The sequence below is a fragment of the Roseomonas sp. USHLN139 genome, from assembly GCF_037145735.1.
In the GTDB taxonomy this organism is placed as follows: domain Bacteria; phylum Pseudomonadota; class Alphaproteobacteria; order Acetobacterales; family Acetobacteraceae; genus Pseudoroseomonas.
Map to the genome: position 1 here is coordinate 260,649 of NZ_JBBCWY010000006.1, position 18,648 is coordinate 279,296.

Annotated in this window: 11 protein-coding genes; 5 read left to right on the top strand and 6 right to left on the bottom strand. The window is 71.6% G+C overall.

Translation table 11 applies throughout. The annotated features are described in order from the left end of the window. Positions 1–61 precede the first annotated feature (61 nt). The 4 genes from WFI16_RS17925 (at position 62) to WFI16_RS17940 (ending at position 6,109) form a co-directional block, all read left to right on the top strand. Positions 62–958 (top strand): LysR family transcriptional regulator, encoded by an 897-nt coding sequence (locus WFI16_RS17925; protein WP_419899208.1) that lies wholly within the window; start codon positions 62–64, stop codon positions 956–958. Positions 959–1,344: 386 nt separating this feature from the next. Next, positions 1,345–3,174: a glycoside hydrolase family 15 protein gene (locus WFI16_RS17930; protein ID WP_419899209.1), complete on the top strand. Its 1,830-nt coding sequence runs from the start codon at positions 1,345–1,347 to the stop codon at positions 3,172–3,174. 47 nt (positions 3,175–3,221) lie between these two features. Next, positions 3,222–4,586: an alpha/beta hydrolase gene (locus WFI16_RS17935; protein ID WP_419899210.1), complete on the top strand. Its 1,365-nt coding sequence runs from the start codon at positions 3,222–3,224 to the stop codon at positions 4,584–4,586. Continuing rightward, positions 4,583–6,109 carry a GMC family oxidoreductase gene (locus WFI16_RS17940; RefSeq protein WP_419899211.1) on the top strand — a complete coding sequence of 509 codons (1,527 nt, stop codon included), beginning with the start codon at positions 4,583–4,585 and terminating at the stop codon, positions 6,107–6,109. Before WFI16_RS17935 ends, WFI16_RS17940 begins: the two co-directional genes overlap by 4 nt. A 155-nt stretch (positions 6,110–6,264) precedes the next feature. Here WFI16_RS17940 and WFI16_RS17945 read toward each other — a convergent pair whose 3' ends face one another. Genes WFI16_RS17945 through WFI16_RS17960 form a run of 4 tightly spaced genes read right to left on the bottom strand, consistent with a single transcriptional unit; the run spans position 6,265 to position 14,605 of the window. After that, positions 6,265–6,900 (bottom strand): hypothetical protein, encoded by a 636-nt coding sequence (locus tag WFI16_RS17945; RefSeq protein ID WP_419899212.1) that lies wholly within the window; start codon positions 6,898–6,900, stop codon positions 6,265–6,267. After that, positions 6,901–7,539, bottom strand: a complete 639-nt coding sequence (locus WFI16_RS17950) for a hypothetical protein (protein ID WP_419899213.1) — start codon at positions 7,537–7,539, stop codon at positions 6,901–6,903. It lies immediately after the preceding gene. Next, a complete protein-coding gene (locus WFI16_RS17955; RefSeq protein ID WP_419899214.1) occupies positions 7,536–13,784 on the bottom strand; it encodes a glycosyltransferase in 6,249 nt (2,082 codons plus the stop codon). The genes WFI16_RS17950 and WFI16_RS17955 overlap by 4 nt, the downstream gene beginning before the upstream one ends. Beyond that, positions 13,781–14,605 (bottom strand): polysaccharide pyruvyl transferase family protein, encoded by an 825-nt coding sequence (locus WFI16_RS17960; protein WP_419899215.1) that lies wholly within the window; start codon positions 14,603–14,605, stop codon positions 13,781–13,783. The genes WFI16_RS17955 and WFI16_RS17960 overlap by 4 nt, the downstream gene beginning before the upstream one ends. Before the next feature lie 571 nt (positions 14,606–15,176). Between WFI16_RS17960 and WFI16_RS17965 the strand changes: the two genes are divergently transcribed. Then, complete coding sequence (locus WFI16_RS17965; protein WP_419899216.1) at positions 15,177–15,605, top strand: serine hydrolase; 429 nt, start codon at positions 15,177–15,179, stop codon at positions 15,603–15,605. Positions 15,606–15,679: 74 nt separating this feature from the next. Here the strand turns inward: WFI16_RS17965 and hisD are convergent, their stop codons facing one another. Continuing rightward, the gene (gene hisD, locus WFI16_RS17970; protein ID WP_419899217.1) at positions 15,680–16,963 is read right to left on the bottom strand and encodes a histidinol dehydrogenase; all 1,284 of its coding nucleotides are present in this window, start codon (positions 16,961–16,963) and stop codon (positions 15,680–15,682) included. A 37-nt stretch (positions 16,964–17,000) separates the two neighbouring features. Further along, positions 17,001–18,605, bottom strand: a complete 1,605-nt coding sequence (locus WFI16_RS17975) for an ABC transporter substrate-binding protein (RefSeq protein WP_419899218.1) — start codon at positions 18,603–18,605, stop codon at positions 17,001–17,003. Positions 18,606–18,648 lie beyond the last annotated feature (43 nt).

Sequence of the window (18,648 nt, forward strand, 5' to 3'; positions counted from 1 at the left end):
GCGCTCCGGTTGACGCGATAAGCGGGACAAAACAGGATGAGGTGTTGCGAGAACAGGGATAATGACCCGATCCTTCCTTGTGGAACTGGAGGCCGTCCTCGGCATCGCCCGCCGGGGCTCGTTCCGGGCGGCCGCCCTGGAACTCGGCATGTCGACGACCGCCCTGAGCAACGCCATCGCCAGGCTTGAGCAGCGGCTGGGCATCCGGCTGTTCAACCGCACGACGCGAAGCGTCGCGCTGACCGATGCGGGCAGGACGTTCGTCGAGCGGGTCGCCCCGGCGATGACCGATATCCAGCAGGCCATCCTCGGCGCGCAATCGCTGCAGCAGACGCCGGCCGGCACCTTGCGGATCAATGCCTTCGCCTCGGCGGCGCGGGAGGTGATGGCGCCCCTCATCCTCGCATTCCTGCAACGCCATCCCCAGGTGCATGTCGACCTGGTGACCGAGGGCCAGCTGGTCGACATCGTGGCCGCCGGCTTCGATCTGGGCCTGAGGCCGGCCGATCTGGTGCCGAGCGACATGATCGCCCTGCCGCTGGGCCTGCGGCGCAGCAATGCGGTCGTCGCCTCGCCGGACTTCCTGCGCCGGCATGGCCGTCCAACCACGCCGGGCGATCTCCACCGGTTCCGCTGCATCCGGGCGCGGCTGCCCAACCATTCGCTGTTCCGCTGGCGCTTCGAGAAGGAGGGGAACGCCGTCCAGATCGAGGTGCAGGGCCCGCTCACCCTCGACGAGCCGAGCCTGGTCAGGATCGCGGCGCAGAATGGCCATGGCCTGGGCTATGTCATGGAGCCGGAGGTGCGCGATGACATCGCGGCCGGGCGGCTGGTGCGCGTGCTGGAGGACTGGACGCCCGATCTGGCACCGCTGGCCCTCTATTATCCGGGCCGGAAGAACCCTTCGGCGGCCTTCAGCGCGTTCCTGCAAGCCGCCCGCGATTTCGCGGCCGGATAGCGCCGGCCTCCTGCACCCCGCCACGATGAGGGCGGGGCGCGGGGCTTGTCCGGGATGCCCCCGGCGATGCCGAGGGCCGGGAAGCCGGCGATCGGCAGGCGCGCAGCGGGCCGCATCCAGCCGGGGCAGGACGGCGAAACTAACCTATATTAGGTCCGTTACAGCGCAACACCCATGGGCGCTGCGCTTCCGCAAGTTCTGTGCGTGTCGGAGAGACGATCTGGCATGTACCGTGATGCGAGGGCGAAGAGGAAGCAGCCGGCTTTCGCTGCGCCGATCCTGCTGCGACAGCATGGCGCCCTGGAAGGGCCTTGGCCCGCCTCGGCGTCTGCCTCCCGAGGGTGGCGGTCGGCACCCCGCGATCGTGCCGCGCTGGCGCCCTGCCGATGAGCATGGCGGGCTCTCCTGGATTGCACCCCAGCCCCTCTGCGCCTGAGGCCGGCGGGCAGCGGATCGACGGCTACCTGGCGCTCGAGGATTACGGCGCGCTCGGCGACGGCCGCTCGGTCGCCCTGTCGGGCGCCGATGGATCGATCGACTGGTGGTGCGTGCCCAATCTGGACTCGCCGCCCTTGTTCGACCGGCTGCTGGACCCGGAGGAAGGCGGGCGGTTCTGTCTGACGCCGGTCGAGCCCTTCACCGTGGAACGGCGCTACCGGCCCGGCAGCAACGTGCTGGAGACCGTCTTCACCACCGCGCGGGGACGCGCGCGGCTGACCGAATCGATGAACAGCGGCACCGCCGGCCGGCTGCCCTGGGGCGAGCTGGCGCGCCGCGTCGAGGGGCTCGACGGCACGGTGGCCTTCGCCGTCGAGATGCGGCCGGGCCGACGCGCCAATGGCGCCAGCCCCTACCGCTCGAAGATCGGCCAGCACGCCGTCTTCCATGTCGGCACGGTGCTGGGCCTGCTGCTGCATTCCGACGGCTTCGCCGGCGAGCAGGAGGATGATGGCGTCTGCGGCTGGCTGACCGTCTCCCAGGGGCAGCGCGAGGTGCTGGCGCTGATCGTCGGCGAGGGCGAGCCGCTGGTCGTCGATCCGATCGCCAAGATCGACGAGCGCATCGACCTGTCCGACCAGGAATGGCGCGACTGGTCGGACCGCGTCGCCTATGACGGCGACCACCGCGAGGCCTTCATCCGCAGCATCCTGGCGCTGAAGCTGCTGCTGTTCTCGCCCTCCGGCGCCATTGCCGCCGCGGCCACCACCTCGCTGCCGGAGGGCATCGGCGGCGGCAAGAACTACGACTACCGCTACGCCTGGGTGCGCGACGCCGGCTATACCATCAAGGCCTTCCTGACCGCCGGCGCGCGGGCCGAGGCGAAGGCGGCCTTCACCTGGCTGCTGAAGCGCCTGCGCGAGCATGATGCCCGCGTCTGCTACACGCTGGGCGGCGCACGCGCCCCGGAGCTGACGGTGATCGACGTGCCGGGCTACCGGCGCTCGACGCCAGTGCATGTCGGCAACCTGGCCACCACGCAGCACCAGCACGGCATCTATGGCGACATCTTCGAGACCGCGTCGCGCTTCGTGGCCTGCGGCAATATCCTCGATCCCTCCAGCGCCGAGCTGCTGTCGCACCTGGCCGACCAATGCGCCGATGCCTGGCGGAAGAAGGATGCCGGCATCTGGGAGCTGGAGACGCCGCAGCACTACACCATGTCGAAGATCAGCTGCTGGCAGGCGCTGGCGCGCGCGGTCGAGCTGGCCGACCAGGGCCAGCTGCCCACCACCTGCCGCGACCGCTGGTCGCGCGAGCGCGACCGCGTCGCCGCCTGGATCGAGGCGCATTGCTGGTCGGAGGAGAAGCAGGCCTTCACCTTCTACGCCGGCAGCGAGGCGCTCGATGCCTCGCTGGCGCTGGCCGTGCGCTTCGGCTTCGACGGCCGCGACCGGCTGGAGAAGACGCTGGACGCCATCGATGCCGAGCTCGGCGCCGGGCCCTATCACTACCGCTACAGCGGCATGGCGCGGGAGGAAGGCTGTTTCCTCGCCTGCAGCTTCTGGATGATCGAGGCGCGCGCCCTGCTCGGCCAGCGCGACCGCGCCGAGGCCGCCCTGGCGGCGCTCACCACGGCGCTCGACCGCGGCGTCGGCATCATGACCGAGATGGCCGACCCCGCCAGCGGCGCCTTCCTGGGCAATCTGCCGCAGGGCCTGTCGCATCTGGCCCATGTCATGGCGCTGCACGTGCTGACGCAGCAGGACCCCTGCTGATGGACCGCCCTCTGCCGCCTCCCGCCCCCCAGCCCCCGCGAGACCCCATGGCGCAGCCGACCCTGGTCTTCCTGCATTCGCTCGGCGCCAGTGCCGGGGAATGGTCGCTGGTCCGCGCGGCGCTGCCGGGGCTGCCCTGCCTCGCGCTCGACCTGCCGGGCTTCGGCGAGCGGGCCGCGGCCGGCCATGCCGATCTGGCCACCATGGCGGACGGGCTGGCCGACGAGATCCGCCGCCACCGGCTGACCGCCTGCCTGCTGGTCGGGCACAGCATGGGCGGCAAGGTCGCGACCATCGTGGCGTCGCGCGCCGCGGCGGGCGAGGCGGGGCTGGCCGGCATCCTCGGCGTCGTCCTGGTCGCCGCCTCGCCGCCGGCGCCGGAGCCGATGGCGGAAGCGCGGCGGGTGGAGATGATCGGCTGGTTCGCGCGCGGCGCACCGACGCCGGCCGAGGCGGCCGCCTTCGTCGATGCCAACACGGCCCGGCCGCTGCCGCCGCTGCTGCGCGACCAGGCGATCGGCGATGTCCGCCGGTCCAGCCGCGAGGCCTGGCTGGGCTGGCTGGAGCGCGGCAGCCGCGAGGACTGGCGCGACGCGGTCGGCCGCATCGCCATGCCGGCGCTGATCCTGGCCGGCGCCGAGGATGGCGATCTGGGCGAGGCGGCGCAGCGCCGGCTGAACCTGCCGCACTACCCGCAGGGCGAGATGCGGGTGATGGAGGGGGCGGCGCATCTGATCCCCTATGAGCAGCCCGAAAGGCTGGCGGCGCTGATCGCGGCCTTCGCGACGACAACCGCTGACTCGATGCTGCCCGCCGGCTTCGCGGCGCTGCTGGGGTCCGACCGGGTCAGCCGCCGCACCCGGGCGGCGATGCTGGCGCGCAGCCGGCCGGTTCCGGCCGCCGGGCAGGAGGGCGCACTGGCCTGGACGCCGCCGCAGCGCGCGGTGGTCGCGGCCCTGCTCGCGCAGGTGCTGCCCGATTGTGCCGGCGATGACGATCTGCTGCGCCGCCTCGAGCAAGAGATCGCCGGAGGCGCCGGCGATGGCTGGCGCTTCGCCGGACTGCCGCCCGATGGCGAGGCCTGGCGGCGCGGCATCGCCACGCTGGACGCGCTGGCCGGCGGCTTCGCCGCGCTCGACCGTGACGCCCAGGCGGCCTGGCTGCAGCGGATCGCGGCGGGCGAGGCCGGCATGGCCGACGGCGCCGATGCGCTGTCGCCGGCGCAGATGCGGCTGTGGTTCGAGGATGTGCGCGCGACCATGGCGCGGCTCTGGGTGTCGCTGCCGGCGACCATGGCGATGATCGGCTATGACGGCTTCGCCGTCGGCGGCGACGGCCCGCGCAAGCAGGGCTATGCCCGCACCGGGGCGGACCAGCCGGAAGCCTGGCAGGCGGCGGAGACCGGGGCATGACCAGCGTGCAGGATACCGCCGACGTCGTCGTCATCGGCAGCGGCGCCGGCGGTGCGCCCCTCGCCGCCCGGCTGGCCGCGGCCGGGCTGTCGGTGGTGGTGCTGGAGGCCGGGCGTGCCTTCCGCCCCGAGGAGCATGTCGCCGACGAGGTCGCCGCCGATCTCTACTGGATGGAGGAGCGGCTGAGCGGCGGCGACAACCCCACCGCCTTCGGCGCCAACAATTCCGGCATGGGCCTCGGCGGCTCGACACTGCACTGGGGCGCCTTCTGCCCGCGTCCCGATGCGCGCGACCTGCGGCTGCGGCAATTGACCGGCGAGGGCCAGGACTGGCCGATCCCGCCTGCCGAGCTGCTGCGCTATGTCGAGGAGGTCGAGCGTTTCATCGGCGTCTCCGGCCCGGCCGACTACCCCTGGGACCCGGGCCGCCGCTTCGCCTATCCGCCGGTTCCCCGCAACGCCCCGGCCGAGGCCATGGCGCGCGGCTGCGCCGCGCTCGGCATCGCGGTGGCCGATGCGCCGGCGGCGCTGGTCTCCCGCGATCACGCGCAGCCGCATTGGGGGCAGCGCCAGGCCTGCGTCCATTGCGGCACCTGCCACCAGGGCTGCCGCAACGGCGCGAAGACCAGCATGGACACCACCTTCCTGCCGCTGGCGGCGGCGCACGGCGCCCGCATCCGCGCCGGCTGCCGGGTGGTGGATTTCGAGTTCGACGGACAGGGACGCATCGCCGGCGTCGTCTACCGGCAGGACGGGCGGGAGCAGCGCCAGCGTTGCGCCACCGTCTTCCTCTGCGCCGGCGGCATCGAGACGCCGCGGCTGCTGCTCAATCTCGGCCTCGCCAATTCCAGCGGCCAGGTCGGGCGGAACTTCATGGCGCATGTCGCCACCCAGGTCTGGGGCCGCTTCGACGCCGGGATGCGGATGAACCGTGGCTATCCGTCCTCGCTGATCAGCGAGGCGATGATGCGGCCCGAGGCGGCCGGCCATGTCGGCGGCTACCTGATGCAGAGCCTGGGCGTGCTGCCGGTCAACCTGGCCACCGGCCTGGCGCGGGGCGCCGGGTTGTGGGGCGCCCCGCTGCAGTCGACGCTGCGCCACTACAACCGCATGGCCGGGATCGGCATCAATGGCGAATGCCTGCCGCATCCCGACAACCGCCTGACGCTGGCGGAGGAGACCGATGCCTCCGGCCACCGCAAGGCGCGCATCGATTTCACCTACCACGCCAATGAGCAGGCGATCGACCGGCATGCCCGGCAGGTGATGAGCGACATCTGGGCGGCGGCCGGCGCGCAGGACATTTTTTCGCTGCAACGCTCGGCGCATACCATCGGCACCTGCCGCATGGGCCTGAACGGCGACGAGGCCGTGGTCGACGCCGATGGCCGCAGCTTCGACATCCCCAATCTGCGCCTCTGCGACAATTCGATCTTTCCCAGCGCGCTGGCCGCCAATCCGGCCCTGACCATCATGGCGCTGTCGCTGCGCGCGGCGGATCGCCTTCTTGACGCCGGCCGCTGAAGGCGGGGTGCCATGACGTTTGGTCAAACCACCGTTTGGACCAGCCGCTGCGACGCTCACAGGGCGCGGGGCAGCCGGTCGGCACGGCCTTGATCCCTGCCATGGAGCTGGCCGCTGCCAGCGGGGCAATCAACCGCCCCGCGGGCCTGGCGCCGTCATGCTGGCACAGCCTTGCCTTTCGCGACCGGCGAGAGGAGCAGGACGGGGGCGACGGAGGGCCGGTACCGCAATCCCATTTCGCCGGCGGTCTCGGCCTCGAAATGCTCGTGCGGATCCCAGATGCGGAGCCGCCAGCCAGGAAGCTTCTGCAGCCACTCCAGCGCCGCCTGGCCGTTGAGCTGGGCCGGCGCCTTGTGGAGCACGGGCGCCTGGTTCTGCGGCGTCGTCTCCGCGCCGCGCTCGCCCAGGGTGAGCGGCAAGGCGATGAGGCCGTCCTCGCGGATGCCGCGCCGCCAGGCGGCGAGCAGGTCGACAGGGGCCAGGGCGAAGGAGCCCACGCCCTTGTCCAGCAGCAGGATGTCGAAGCCGCCCGCGGCGATCAGATCGGCCGCCGGACGCATGGTGAAGAATGCTGGCGCGACCTGCTGGATGAGGCGGCCGCTCTCGGCCTGCTCGGACAGCAGCGTCACGCAGGGAGGGGCCGCACGGCCGTGGCGGGCGGAGAGAAGATGGAGCGCCAGAAGGCCGAACAGACGATGCCCGTCGAACGATCCGCAGCACGTGCAGCGGATCTGCCGGCGGTTCTTGTGATCGGCGAACTCGCGGCAGCCGCACAGATTGCAGAAGGGCATCTATCGAGGTTCCTCGCCGCCGCCGGGATTGCCGAGGCACAAGGCGATTCCGGCCTCGGCCAGGGCTTCGGTCAAGGCCAGGCATCGCGCGGGGCCGAGCCAGGAAAGATCCGACCGGTCGACCCTGATCGCATCGATGTAGAGATTGCCGGCATAGAGCACCGCCAGGGCCAGCTCCAGCCAGGCTTCGGGCTGGCCGGGCTTCAGCAGGGTGCGAAGGTTGCTGGCCAGCACGGCCCGGTCGGGCTCGACGATGCTGCGAAGCTGGGTGTCGGGCGCGAGGCGGAGGGCGAAGCCGCCATCGGTGTCGCGCGCCCTGCCGATGACCGCCATGCGGCTTGCCGGCGGCGGCGGCAGCGCCGGCGTGGCGCCTGACACGATCTGCACGGCGCGCGGCCTGAGGAAGCGGCGGATCGCCGCCGCCATCGCCGGGTCGCAGCCGGGATCGAGCGAGATCGACTGGCTGATGCAGCCATCGAGCAGCAGCACGCAGGCCAGGGCGGTCCGGGAAGGGTGGTTCCAGCGGAGGCGGCCATCGACCCACAGGCGCGGGACGGCGGGAATGCCATCATTGGCTTCGGCCCTGGCCTCGATCACGCTCTGGCCCAGCAGGTCGTCGGTGGCGAAGGCGATTTTCACGACCGCTGCTCCTGCGTGAAGGTGCCGAGCCGGGCCGAGGGATAGCGGCCCGCCAGGAGCGCCAGGCGGATGGCATCCCGCTGCTCGCCGTCGCGGGCGAAGAGCAGCCGCCAGCCCCCCTCCCGGCCATCGCCGTCCAGGATCAGCCAGCCATGCTCCTGCTCGTCGACGGGCAGGAAGGGCGCGGCCCCCGAGGGCCAGTCGCTGCCGCCCATCCAGGCCCCGAGATAGCGGTCCGGCTGATCGTCCAGGATCCAGCTGTCGAGGAAGCTGGCCGGAGCGCGCGCCGCCAGACGCTCCGGCGCCAGCAGGTGCAGGGCTGCTGCCCTGGCCGGCGCGGTGACGTCGAAGCGGCGCCTCAGGCGGAGCGGCTGGATCTCGCCAGGGCCCGGAAGGCCGCAGGCCGACAGCGCCGCGCCGGCGTCGCCCGGCTGGGGCAGCGCCTGGTCGAGGACCACCACCAGCTCGGGATGCATCGTCATGCCCTGCCGGCGCAGCCTGACCGCGCAAGGCGGCCCCTGCTGCCGCAGCCGGTCGATCACCGCTGGCTCCTGGCAGGGCCAGCTGCGCGCCGCCAGGGCATAATCCTGGCCCAGCATCCGCCCGATCTCGGCCGGCAGGTCATCCTGCTGGATCGAGGGCGCCCGCGCCGCGGCCGCCGCCTTCTTCAAGGCCTGTTCATGCGCGGCCGGACAGGCCCCGAGGATCGCCGAGCGGATCAGGCGCGATCCGGCGCTCTGCAGATGGCTCTTGTGCCGGGTCAGGTTGTCGGCGTGGAAACGCCGCAGGGTCACATACTTCCCGCAATGGCGGAGCGGGTAGCCGGCCAGCGCCAGCCGGGAGACGAGCTGGAAATCGGAGCCGGCGACCAGCCGCCGGTCATAAGGGACCCGCAGCGCAACTTCGCGCGACAGCAGCAGGGTCGGGTGGTTCTGCAGGGAGCTGGACAGGAGCAGCTCGCCCAAGCCAAAGGGCGCCAGGCCCGGCCGGTAGTCGAGATCCCCCCCATCCTCCCGGGGCATGACGTTGATCCAGCCGCCGTAGCTTCCGGCATCGCCGGGCTGCAGCGCGGCCAGCTGCCATTCCAGCCGCCGGGGCAGCATCAGATCGTCATCGTCATGCACGGCGATGTAGCGGCCCCGCGCGAGCCGGTTGCCCAGGTTGCGGGCTTCGGCGATGCCGCCATGGGCGGCCAGGCTGACCGCGCGCAGCCGCGGGTCATCCACCGCAGCGAGGACCTCCGCCGTGCCATCGGTCGAGCCGTCGTCGATGACGACGATCTCGATGTCGCTGAAGCTCTGCTCCTGGACGCTGCGCAGCGCCTGGCGCAGGAGAGCCTGACGGTTGCGCGTCGCGATGACCACGGAGACCGGCGTGGCGATGCCGCGCAGCGGATGCGGCCCGTAGAGCACCGCTGGCGCCGGCGGTGCGGCGGCCGTCTCGGGCTGCGCCACCAGCTGCCGCAGCTCGAGCAGGCGCTCGTCCTGCCAGACGACCGGCTGGCCGTCCTGCCGGCATCGCAGCATCAGCCAGAAGAAGGCGGAGCCGGAGGCCGATCGCGGCGCCAGGCCATAGGCGCGGGCGAAGGCGTCCCGTCGCAGCACGAGGCATCCGGGCTCCCAGAGCGGCCGCGCGTCCAGCGCGCTGATCAGGTCCCAGCAGCTCGCCGCCGCCGCCGCCCCAGCCGGAACATCGCCCAGCAGGCGGGCGGTGGGCAGCGCCAGGACCGCGTCGGGCAATGCGCCGGTCCAGCCCCGGATCTGCGCCAGCAGTCCCGGCGGATAGGCGGTCCCGGGGGCGCTGATGGCGATCCGCGGCGCGATGCTGCGTCCCGCGGCCGCCTCCGCCGCGGCGCAGGCATCGCCGGCGGCCTCCGGAAGATGCAGGTAGCTGGCGCCCAGGCTCTGCGCCAGGCCGCGCAGATCCTCGTCGGCCTCCTGCCGGGCATCGGCAACCAGGATCTCGACCCCCTCCGCCGCCGGCATGCCGGCGAGGTCGCGCAGCACCGCCGCCGCTGCCACCGCCCCGGCGGCGACCGGCATGATGAAGCTGAGCCAAGGCAGCCGGTCATCGAAGTCGCCGGACGCGACAGGGAGCGGCGCTTCCACGGGGTCGCGCGCGCGCGCCAGGAAGCGCACCGGCGGCATCTGCGGCATGACCGCGCGGCAACGCTCCAGCAGGGCCTCGCGGCGCTGCCGGTCGATGAAGGGACAGGCGCGGATCAGTTCCTGCGGGCAGAGCAGCGGCTGGGTCGTGGTAAGCTCGCCGACGAGATCGGCCGCCGAGCCGTCCGGACTGCAGAGGATCGGGGCCGCATGGCGCCAGCCGACCGAGGCCCAGTAGTCGCGGAACTTGAAGTCGTCGCCGAGCGGCCGGTCGCCGAACTTGATCCAGCTGGCCGGGATGCCATAGGCGTGGGCGATGATGAGCCCGTGCAGCGAGCTGGAGACGATCTGGCGGCAGGACAGGACGTCATCGATGACGCCGGTGATCGAGCCCAGGATGTCGATCACCTTGACCGTCATGCCCGGCGGCACCGGCGGCAGCGGCTCGCTCTCGGCGTCGCGGAAGTGCTGGATGATGCCGAGCTCGTAGCGCGCCTCCACCTTCGGGCGGTAGAACAGCGGCAGGAGCAGCGCGGCATCGCCATAGACGGGCGGGCAGTCGATGCCATGCTCCAGCAGGTGATCGCGCGTCCAGGGGCCGCGCACCGCATGGATGGCGCGCGAGAGCGGCAGGCGCGGGTCGGAGCGGATGAAGCCGGAGCCCCAGACGACCTGCCGCTCATCCGCATTGTTGAGGCCGCTGCCGATGACGCGCTGGACCGGCATGGCGCTTTCCTGCGGATCCGCCAGCGTCAGGCTCAGCACCGGCCGGCCGGAGACCAGCTCGATCAGGACCGGGTTGAGCTTGTCGCCCCAGTTCTCGGCCACCAGCGCCTTGTCCGGCCAGACCGCCAGCAGCGGCCCGGCGGGCGCGGGCAGCGGCCTGACCAGCTCCATGGCCGCCATGGCCGCCGCATGCTCCGGATCGCCCTGCGCCGCCAGGCGGATCTCCCGGTCGTAGATCTCGCCGAGCCGGCGCGAGATGTCCTGTGGGTGCAGGCCCTGCACGGCCTGCAGCCCGGCGCGCCGCAGCGCCAGCCGCTCCGCCGGCGTCAGGCCCAGCACCTCGGAGACGGCGCGCCGCAGATCCCCGGCGTCGCCGGGACGGTAGAGGAAGCGCCGCGCCTCGGCCGGGACGAGCTCGGTGAAGGGGGGCGCCTCGGGGGCGACGAGCACCGCGCCCAGGGTGAGCGCCAGCAGGGCGATGCCGGAGGTGAGGAACTGCTCGTAGGGCAGCACCAGGCAGGCGGCGCGCCGGAACAGGCCGCCCACCTCGGCCTGCGGAATGAAGCGGAGGTCCCAGTCGATCTCCGTGCGATGCCCGTGCGCGGCGAAGAGCTCGGCGCCGTACGCGCCCTCGCCGGCGATCCGCAGGCGCGCCCCGGCCGCCGTCAGGAAGGCGGTGTCGAGCGTGGCCAGGGCCGGTTCGAAGCCTTTCCGCGCCTCCAGGCGGCCGAAGCAGAGGATGGTAGGCTCCTCCGCAGGTCCGGCCTCCAGCGCCGCGACGGTGTCCTCTTCCGGCTCATAGAGACCGCTGTAGCTCGGATGCGGCAGCACCTCGACCACCCCGCGCGGGGCGCAGCCCTGGCTCTGCAGGACGTCGACGGCGTCCCGGTGATGCACGAGGACCACATCGGCCAGGCGCGCGATCTGGCGGCGGAGCGCCAGGAAGGCTTCGGTATGCGGCACGCGGTGCGGCCATTCATTGTGCACCGTCCACAACATCCGCCCTCCGGCCCGGTGATAGGCCAGGAGCAGCGCGCCGACCGAGGCCGCGCGCTCCGCCGCCGCCGCCGCGGTCGCGAGATCCCTCAGGAAGAACTCTTCCCAATGGAGATGGAGGAGGGTCGGCACGCCCGCGGCCGCCCAGGCCACGGCCTGGGGCAGGCTGCTGGTGTCCCTGAAGAAGCGATGATAGCGCCCGGCCAGCGGCCCGGTCAGCAGCTGCAGATAGAGGCTGTCGCTCTTCGCGGGCAGCAGGAAGACGGGCGGATGCTCCGGCCAGGCCTGGCCTGGTCCGACGAGACTGAGCGAGAGCTGGTTGGTGTAGTGCCGGATATAGGCCTGCGCCTGTCCCTCGGGATGGCTGCAGTTCCAGAGCCTGGGCAGGCGCTGGGCCGCATCCGCGAAGGGCGGCCGCGACAGGAACTGGATGACATGGCCGTTCTCGCCCTCGGCCGTGACGAAATGCGCCGCGTCCACCGGCTGGTGGCGATGCTGCAGGCAGGCTTCGAGGAAGGCCGCGGCCCGGCCTTCAGGACCGCCGCGCAGGAGCAGGACGCCGCTGTTGGCACGGCCCGAATTGCCCTCGACATAGAAGATATCCTTGCCGGGATGCGCCTCCAGCAGCGGCAGGAAGTCCGGCGCGAAGGGCGTCGGCGCGGCATCGGCGTCGAGCAGCAGGACGTGCGAGCCCTGGCGCAGCGCCTTCAGCGCGTAATCCAGTTTGCTCCATTTCGCGTTCATCCCCGGCGCCGGCGTGGAGAAGAGGCGGTGGGCATGGCCGTAGCGTTCGGCGTAGCGGCGCTGCGCCTCGATGGCGAAGTTCCAGGTGCGGGCGTAGTCGGGGGTTGCCGTGGTCAGCACGAGGGCGCGGCCCTGCGCGGCCTCGTCCAGCGCGGACGGAAGCGGGAAGGGACGCGCCTGCGGCAGATCGGACATGAAGAGGGTCTCTCCGGCAGGCACCGAAAGATGCCATCCCAGCCATTGATGGTTGTAGTCCCAGCGCGTGTCCGACCGCCCGTCGACATCGGTCGGAAGATAGGCCGTGGTGAGGCTGGCGGGATGCGACAGCCCGATCGACAGGACCTTGTCGATCTGCCGTGTCGCGGCCGCCCCGTAGACGCGGCGCAGCCGCCAGAAGAATTCCGAATCCCCGCCCCAGCGGCCCGGATCGAAGCCGCCGATCCGCCGGAACACCTCGGCGCGGACGAAGAAGGAGGAAGGATTGTTGCGAATATGGCGGCTGCCGGCGGAAACCAGGATGCCGTCGCCCTGCATGCGGATCCACTTGGACCGCGACAGCACGCAGCCGGGATGGGCCGCCATGCAGGCGAGATGGTCGCTCAGCCGATCGGGATGCATCCAGTCATCGGCATCGTGGAAGGTGTAGAATTCCGCCTCGACCGCGGCGAGGGCCATGTTCTTGCCGCTGAAGGTTCCGCGGTTCCCGGCCGCCGGGATGACGTGGATGCGGTGATCCTGCGCGGCCCGCCGGGCGATCTCGGCGGCCGTCCCGTCGGTGGAGGCGTCGTCGACCACCACCAGGGTGAAGTTGCCGTGGCGCTGGGACAGCACGCTGTCGATGGCATAGCCGATCGTCGCCTCGGCGTTGTAGGCGGTCATGATGACGGCGACCGTCGGGGAGGGCGTTCCGTCGCCGGCGGCCGGGGGCGGTGCCCCGGTGTGGCCCGGGGCGTACAGGTTCAGGAAGCCGGCAAGTGATCCGCCCTCCTCGGCCGCGCCGACCAGCCCGGCATCCCCCAGCAGGGCGTCCAGCGCCGCCGCCCAGCGCCCGCGGTCGCCGGCACGGAGCGCGGCGTTGCACAGCGCCCCTTGCAGGGCCGGCGACCAGCCATGGCTTTCGCCGGCCTGCTCCACGATCGCCAGTGCCTCCGCCGCATGACCCGTGCGGCCGAGCCATTCGCTGAGCTCCGCTGCGACACGGCCATCGCCGTCCGAGGCGAGGCCGCTGCGCAGCAGGTCGATACCGGCCCCCGCCGCATCGGCCGCGGCGATGCGCGCCAGGCTGATCAGCGCCGCGCTGTCCCGCGGATGGCGCGCGCGCAACGGCTCCAGCGCCGCGACCGCCTGCTGCCGGTGTCCTGCCAGCAAGGCAATCTGGGCAACGAGCAGGCCTGACCGGGCCTGCTGCTTCCTGTCCTGCCCGGGCATCGTCCGCAGCCGCTCGGCCTCCAGCCAGGCTCTCGGAATGACGCGCAGGGAATACAGCGCATGCGCCAGATCGTGGCTCAGGCGCGCCAGCTCCGCCGGCGGCAGGCCATGATCCAGACCGGCCTGGCGTAGCGCCTCAATGCCTTCGACAACCGTGGGAAAGTCGCCCAGGGCCCTGGCGGCATCGATCGACTGCCGCAGCCGTGACAGATCGCCGCCTGCCCGGGGTGGCGGGACTGCCGTCATAGCCCCGGCCGGAGTCCATAGGGGCAGACGGAGATCAGCGGGGCAGCATCCCAGGCCGAGAAGGCGCGGTCGGGCCGGCAACGGTCATAGGCCGCGATGCCGTCGCAGAACGAGCTGGCGAAGGGGGCCTCGAACCCGACCCCTTCAGCGAAGTCATGCCATTTGAAGGGATGATTGACGTAGCTGCCGGTCCAGAAGGCGAAAGGCACGCCATAGGCGAGGGCGATCACGGCCGCATGCATGGCATTGGCCATCACGAAGCGCGCGGAGGCGATGGCATCGATGAAGCCCTGGCAGGCCTCGGCGGTGTTGGGGATGGCCGGGCTCAGAACGACGCTCGCGGGCGAGGGATCGAGTGCCGCGACATCGAGGGCGGCATGGTGCACATGGGGAACCCACAGCACCCGTCCGAGCGTTCGGGAATCAGGCTTCGGCCGGTAGAAGCGGGGGCAAAGCAGCGCTGTGTCGCCCATCGGAGTATTCCGCGGCAGATCGAGCGCGTCACGCGTCCCCGGCCCGCGGACGCCCAGGAAAATCGATTTACGGATCAGATTGCGCGGCAGAGATTTGGCGTCTTTCTTTCCACATCCCCAGAAGATGGCCTGTCCCCGCCCCGATGATTTCTCGGAGCGCGAGAAGGATTTCTCGATTCTATTTTCGGAAATGACACTGCCAACAAGATGAATGACCCCCGAGCGAAAGGAGCACACATCGTCGAGCATGGTCGTCTGGTACAGGACGGTGAGCGCATCACCGAAATTTCCCAGCTCCTCCTTGGCTCGCCAGTGGAAGACCTCGGGACCAATGTTCTTGCTGCGCATCACGGAGAATTTACTGTCGCGGGGCAAATCAAAGCTGCCCTCCGTTCAGCAAAGGTTCGGGGGTTTGATGTTTAGAGACCAATGTTCGTTTGGTTCAAGGTGCAGTTGCAGTGTCCGTATCTTGAAGCCATGTGGCAAGGCCCCTGTGCCGAACCGGCCTTCCTTGGCGCCTCTTCACGCCACCAGGTCACCCCGTGTGCGAATATTATTGCCGAGCTTGTCTTCCTGAAGAGGGCGCAGCCGCGGCGCCTCGCCGGGTTGAACCGCCATCCTGGCTGGCGGGCTGGTCGGCGCGGCCATCCTCGACAGCCGGAGGCTGCGCTTCTGCCCCTGATGGCAGGCCCCCCCCCCCGATTTTCTCATGTCAGAAGCAAAAGCCCTCGTTCGTCGCCTGCCGGCAGGTCCGGCATACGCCGCCTTCCGAGGCAGGAGGGGCTCCGCTTGAGCGCGTATCCATCAAGGACGTTGAAAACACGCCGACATCCGGTTCTGCTGCTGCTACACGCGGGACGGCAGGCCGGTCAGGGTCTCGATGGCGCCTCTCGCCACGGAAGCCTAGGGGCTTCGCACCATGGCGCGTGACCTGCTGCGCTTCGTCGAGGCGCATCTCGGGCTGATCGAGGTGAGCCCGACGCTGCGACGCGCCCTCCCGGCGACGCAGCCGGGCCAGTTCCAGGCCGGACCGATGACGCAGGGGCTGATCTGGGAGTGGTACCCGCTCGCGGTCTCAAACAACGACCTCCTGGTCGGCCATGGCGACACGATGGTGCTGAGGCCAACCCCGGTCATCCGCCTCGACCCGCCCCGGCCACCGCCCGCCGAGAGCCTGCTGACCAGGACCGGCGCCACCAACGGGTTCGGGGCCTCTGTGGCCCTGATTCCCGGCCGCAGGATCGGGCTGGTCGTGATGGCGAACCGCAACCATCCGACGGCGCTGCGGCTCGCCCTCGCCCAGCAGGCCCTCGCAGGCCGCGCGGTCCCGGGGATACCCGCCCGATAGCCGGCCAGGGACGGCCTGCCGCGTCAGCGGGGGGGGGGGCCGGGGGCTGGCGCCCCGGTCCCCCCGCGCCCGCGTCAGGCGGTCATGCTGTTCTGCTCGACGCGGAAGGCGGCGGCGCGGCGGTGGCCTTCCAGCCCCTCGCGCGCGCTCTGGCGGATCGCCGGCGGGGCCACCGCGGCGACGCCCTGCGGCTCCAGCCACTGGTGGGTGCAGACCTTCAGGTAGGAACCGACCCACAGCCCGCCGGTGTAGCGGCCGGCGCCCAGCGTCGGCAGCGTGTGGTTGGTGCCGCAGCACTTGTCGGAATAGACCACGCTGGCCAGCGGCCCGATGAACAGCGAGCCGTAGTTGCGCAGCCGCCGCGCCGTGGCCTGCGGGTCGCGGGTGTGCACCTGCAGGTGCTCGGCGGCGATGCGGTCGGAGCAGGCGAGCATCGCCGCCTCGTCGGCGCAGAGCACCACCTCGCCATAGTCGCGCCAGGCCTGGCCGGCGACGCCGGCGGTGGAGAGGTCGGCGAGCTGGCGCTCCACCTCGGCGATGGTGGCCTCGGCCAGGGCGCGGTCGGTGGTGATCAGGCCGACGCGCGTCATCACGTCGTGCTCCGCCTGGGCCAGCAGGTCGGTCGCGATCATCCGCGCATCGCCGGTCTCGTCGGCCACCACATAGATCTCGCTCGGCCCGGCCAGCTGGTCGATGCCGACGGTGCCGAAGACCTGGCGCTTGGCCTCGTTCACATAGGCATTGCCGGGGCCGAAGATCTTGTCCACCGCCGGCACGCTTTCCGTGCCATAGGCCATCGCCGCGATCGCCTGCGCGCCGCCGATGCGGAAGATGCGGTCGGCGCCCGAGAGATGGCAGACCGCCACCATGTCCGGATGCGCGGTGGGTGGCAGGCAGGCCACCACCTCGTCGCAGCCGGCGACGCGCGCCGGTACGATGGTCATCACCGGCGCCGAGAGCAGCGGATAGCGCCCGCCCGGCACATAGGCGCCGACCCGCGCGATCGGGATGACGCGGTGGCCGAGATGCAATCCGGGCAGCACCTCGGCCTCCAGCGGCAGCAGGGTGGCGCGCTGCCGCTCGGCGAAGTCGCGCACCCGGGCGATGGCGAATTCGGCATCGGCGCGTGCGGCCGGGTCCATCCGCGCCACGGTGCCGGCGCGCTCGGCGGCGCTGACCTCGAAGCGCTCGAGGTCGGACTTGTCGAAGGCGCGGCCATAATCGCGCACCGCCGCGTCGCCGCGGGCGCGGACATCCTCCAGCACGGCCTTCACCGTGCCGGCCAGCGCGTCATTGTCCTGGAAGGAGTTGCGCCGCGCCGCCTTGAGAAAGGTCAGCGAATCATCGGGGAAGGGCATGCCAGTGTTCCGGTTGGTCAGCAGGGGGCGGCGCGGGTCAGACGCGGCGGACATTCCAGGGGTAGCGGACCGAGCCGCCCAGCACGCCCTGCAGGTCGGTGCGATAGGCGGTCTTGGGGAAGTAGATGCCGAGCGGCAGGCTCGGCACCTCGCGCAGCGCCAGGGCATGCGCCTCGCGCATCAGCCGCTCCCGCTCGGCATCGGCGGTGGCCGAGAGCCATTCGGCGGTGAGCCGCTCCATCTCGGCGCTCTCGTACCAGCCGGGCCAGCCGCCGGCGCCCTCACCGCGGAGGGTGGTGTTCAGCACCGGGTTGGCGATGGCGATGCCGGGCCAGGTGCTGTGGTAGATGCCCCAGCCGCCCTGGTCGGCGGGCGCCTTGGAGAGGCGGCGCTGCAGCAGCGTGCCCCAGTCCATGTCCTGCAGGTCGACATTCAGCCCGGCGCGGCGCAGCCGGTCGGCGGTGACCAGGCCAAGCGGGGCGATGGCGGCGCTGTCGGCGGCGTTGATGATGACCACCTTCTCGCCGGCATAGCCGGTGCGCTTCAGCGCCTCGGCCATGCGGGCCGGGTCGCCGGCGAGGCTGCCGAATTCCTCGCGCCCCAGCTCCTCGACGCCCGGGATGGTGCAGGGGAACATCGCCTTGCATTCGCGCCAGTCCTGGCCGTTGCCGCCGGTGACGGTGGCCAGGTAGTCGGGCTGCTGCACCACGGCCATGACGAAGCGGCGCAGCGCCGGGTTGTTGAAGGGCGCGACGCTGTGGTTGAAGCGCATCACCAGCTCGGTGCCGAGCGGATCGGCGTTCTCGACCTTCACCTGGCGGTTGCGCGCCACCAGCGGCTCGAGGTCGGCGGGCAGGTTCTCCACCCAGTCCACCTCGCCCTGCTGCAGCGCCGCGACGCCGGTGGCCTTGTCGGCGATGATGCGCCACTCGACGCGCTCGAAATGCGCCACCTTGCCGCCGGAGGTCCATTCCGGGGCGCCCTCGCGCGGCCGGTAGCCGTCGAAGCGCGCATAGGCGACCAGGTTGCCGGAATCCAGCTCGCCGGCCAGGAAGCGGTAGGGGCCGGAGCCGACCATCTCGGTGATGGGCTGGTCCGGCGCGGCGCGCGCCAGCCGCTCCGGCATGATGAAGGCGGGCGAGGAATGCGGCTTGCCGATGGCGTCCAGCAGGCGCGGGAAGGGGCGCTTGAGGTGGATGCGCAGCACGCGGTCGTCGCTGCTGTCGTAGCGGTCCACGGCGGCGCCATAGGCGCGGCCGAAGGTGTCGCGCCGGCTCCAGCGTTCCAGGCTGGCGGCGCAGTCGGCGGCGCGCACCGGCGTGTCGTCGTGGAAGCGCAGGCCCTCGCGCAGGCGGATGCTCCAGACGCGGCCGTCATCGCTGACCGAGGCGCCCTCGGCCATCTGCGGCTGCGGGCGCATCCTCGCGTCCACGCCGTAGAGCGTGTCGAAGACGTGGTAGCCATGCTGCACGGCGACCAGGGCGGTGGAGAAGACCGGGTCGAGCGAGACGAGGTCGGTGGAGGGCACCAGGCGCAGCGTGCCGGCGCGCCGGTTCTGCGCCAGGGCAGGGCGGGCGAGGCCAGCGCCGGCCAGCGGCAGGGCGGCGGCGGCCAGCATCAGGGTGCGGCGTCTCAGGCTCATTTCTGGGTCCCTCCGGGTGCGGTCAGCCTCCACCGCGTCGTCG

Bases quoted from the DNA above. Each gene is read 5' to 3' on its own strand.
- WFI16_RS17965 (WP_419899216.1), top strand. From the start codon at position 15,177: ATGGCGCGTGACCTGCTGCGCTTCGTCGAGGCGCATCTCGGGCTGATC.
- WFI16_RS17960 (WP_419899215.1), bottom strand. From the start codon at position 14,605: ATGCGCAGCAAGAACATTGGTCCCGAGGTCTTCCACTGGCGAGCCAAG.
- WFI16_RS17945 (WP_419899212.1), bottom strand. From the start codon at position 6,900: ATGCCCTTCTGCAATCTGTGCGGCTGCCGCGAGTTCGCCGATCACAAG.
- WFI16_RS17935 (WP_419899210.1), top strand. From the start codon at position 3,222: ATGGCGCAGCCGACCCTGGTCTTCCTGCATTCGCTCGGCGCCAGTGCC.
- hisD (WP_419899217.1), bottom strand. From the start codon at position 16,963: ATGCCCTTCCCCGATGATTCGCTGACCTTTCTCAAGGCGGCGCGGCGC.
- WFI16_RS17955 (WP_419899214.1), bottom strand. From the start codon at position 13,784: ATGACGGCAGTCCCGCCACCCCGGGCAGGCGGCGATCTGTCACGGCTG.
- WFI16_RS17930 (WP_419899209.1), top strand. From the start codon at position 1,345: ATGAGCATGGCGGGCTCTCCTGGATTGCACCCCAGCCCCTCTGCGCCT.
- WFI16_RS17940 (WP_419899211.1), top strand. From the start codon at position 4,583: ATGACCAGCGTGCAGGATACCGCCGACGTCGTCGTCATCGGCAGCGGC.
- WFI16_RS17925 (WP_419899208.1), top strand. From the start codon at position 62: ATGACCCGATCCTTCCTTGTGGAACTGGAGGCCGTCCTCGGCATCGCC.
- WFI16_RS17975 (WP_419899218.1), bottom strand. From the start codon at position 18,605: ATGAGCCTGAGACGCCGCACCCTGATGCTGGCCGCCGCCGCCCTGCCG.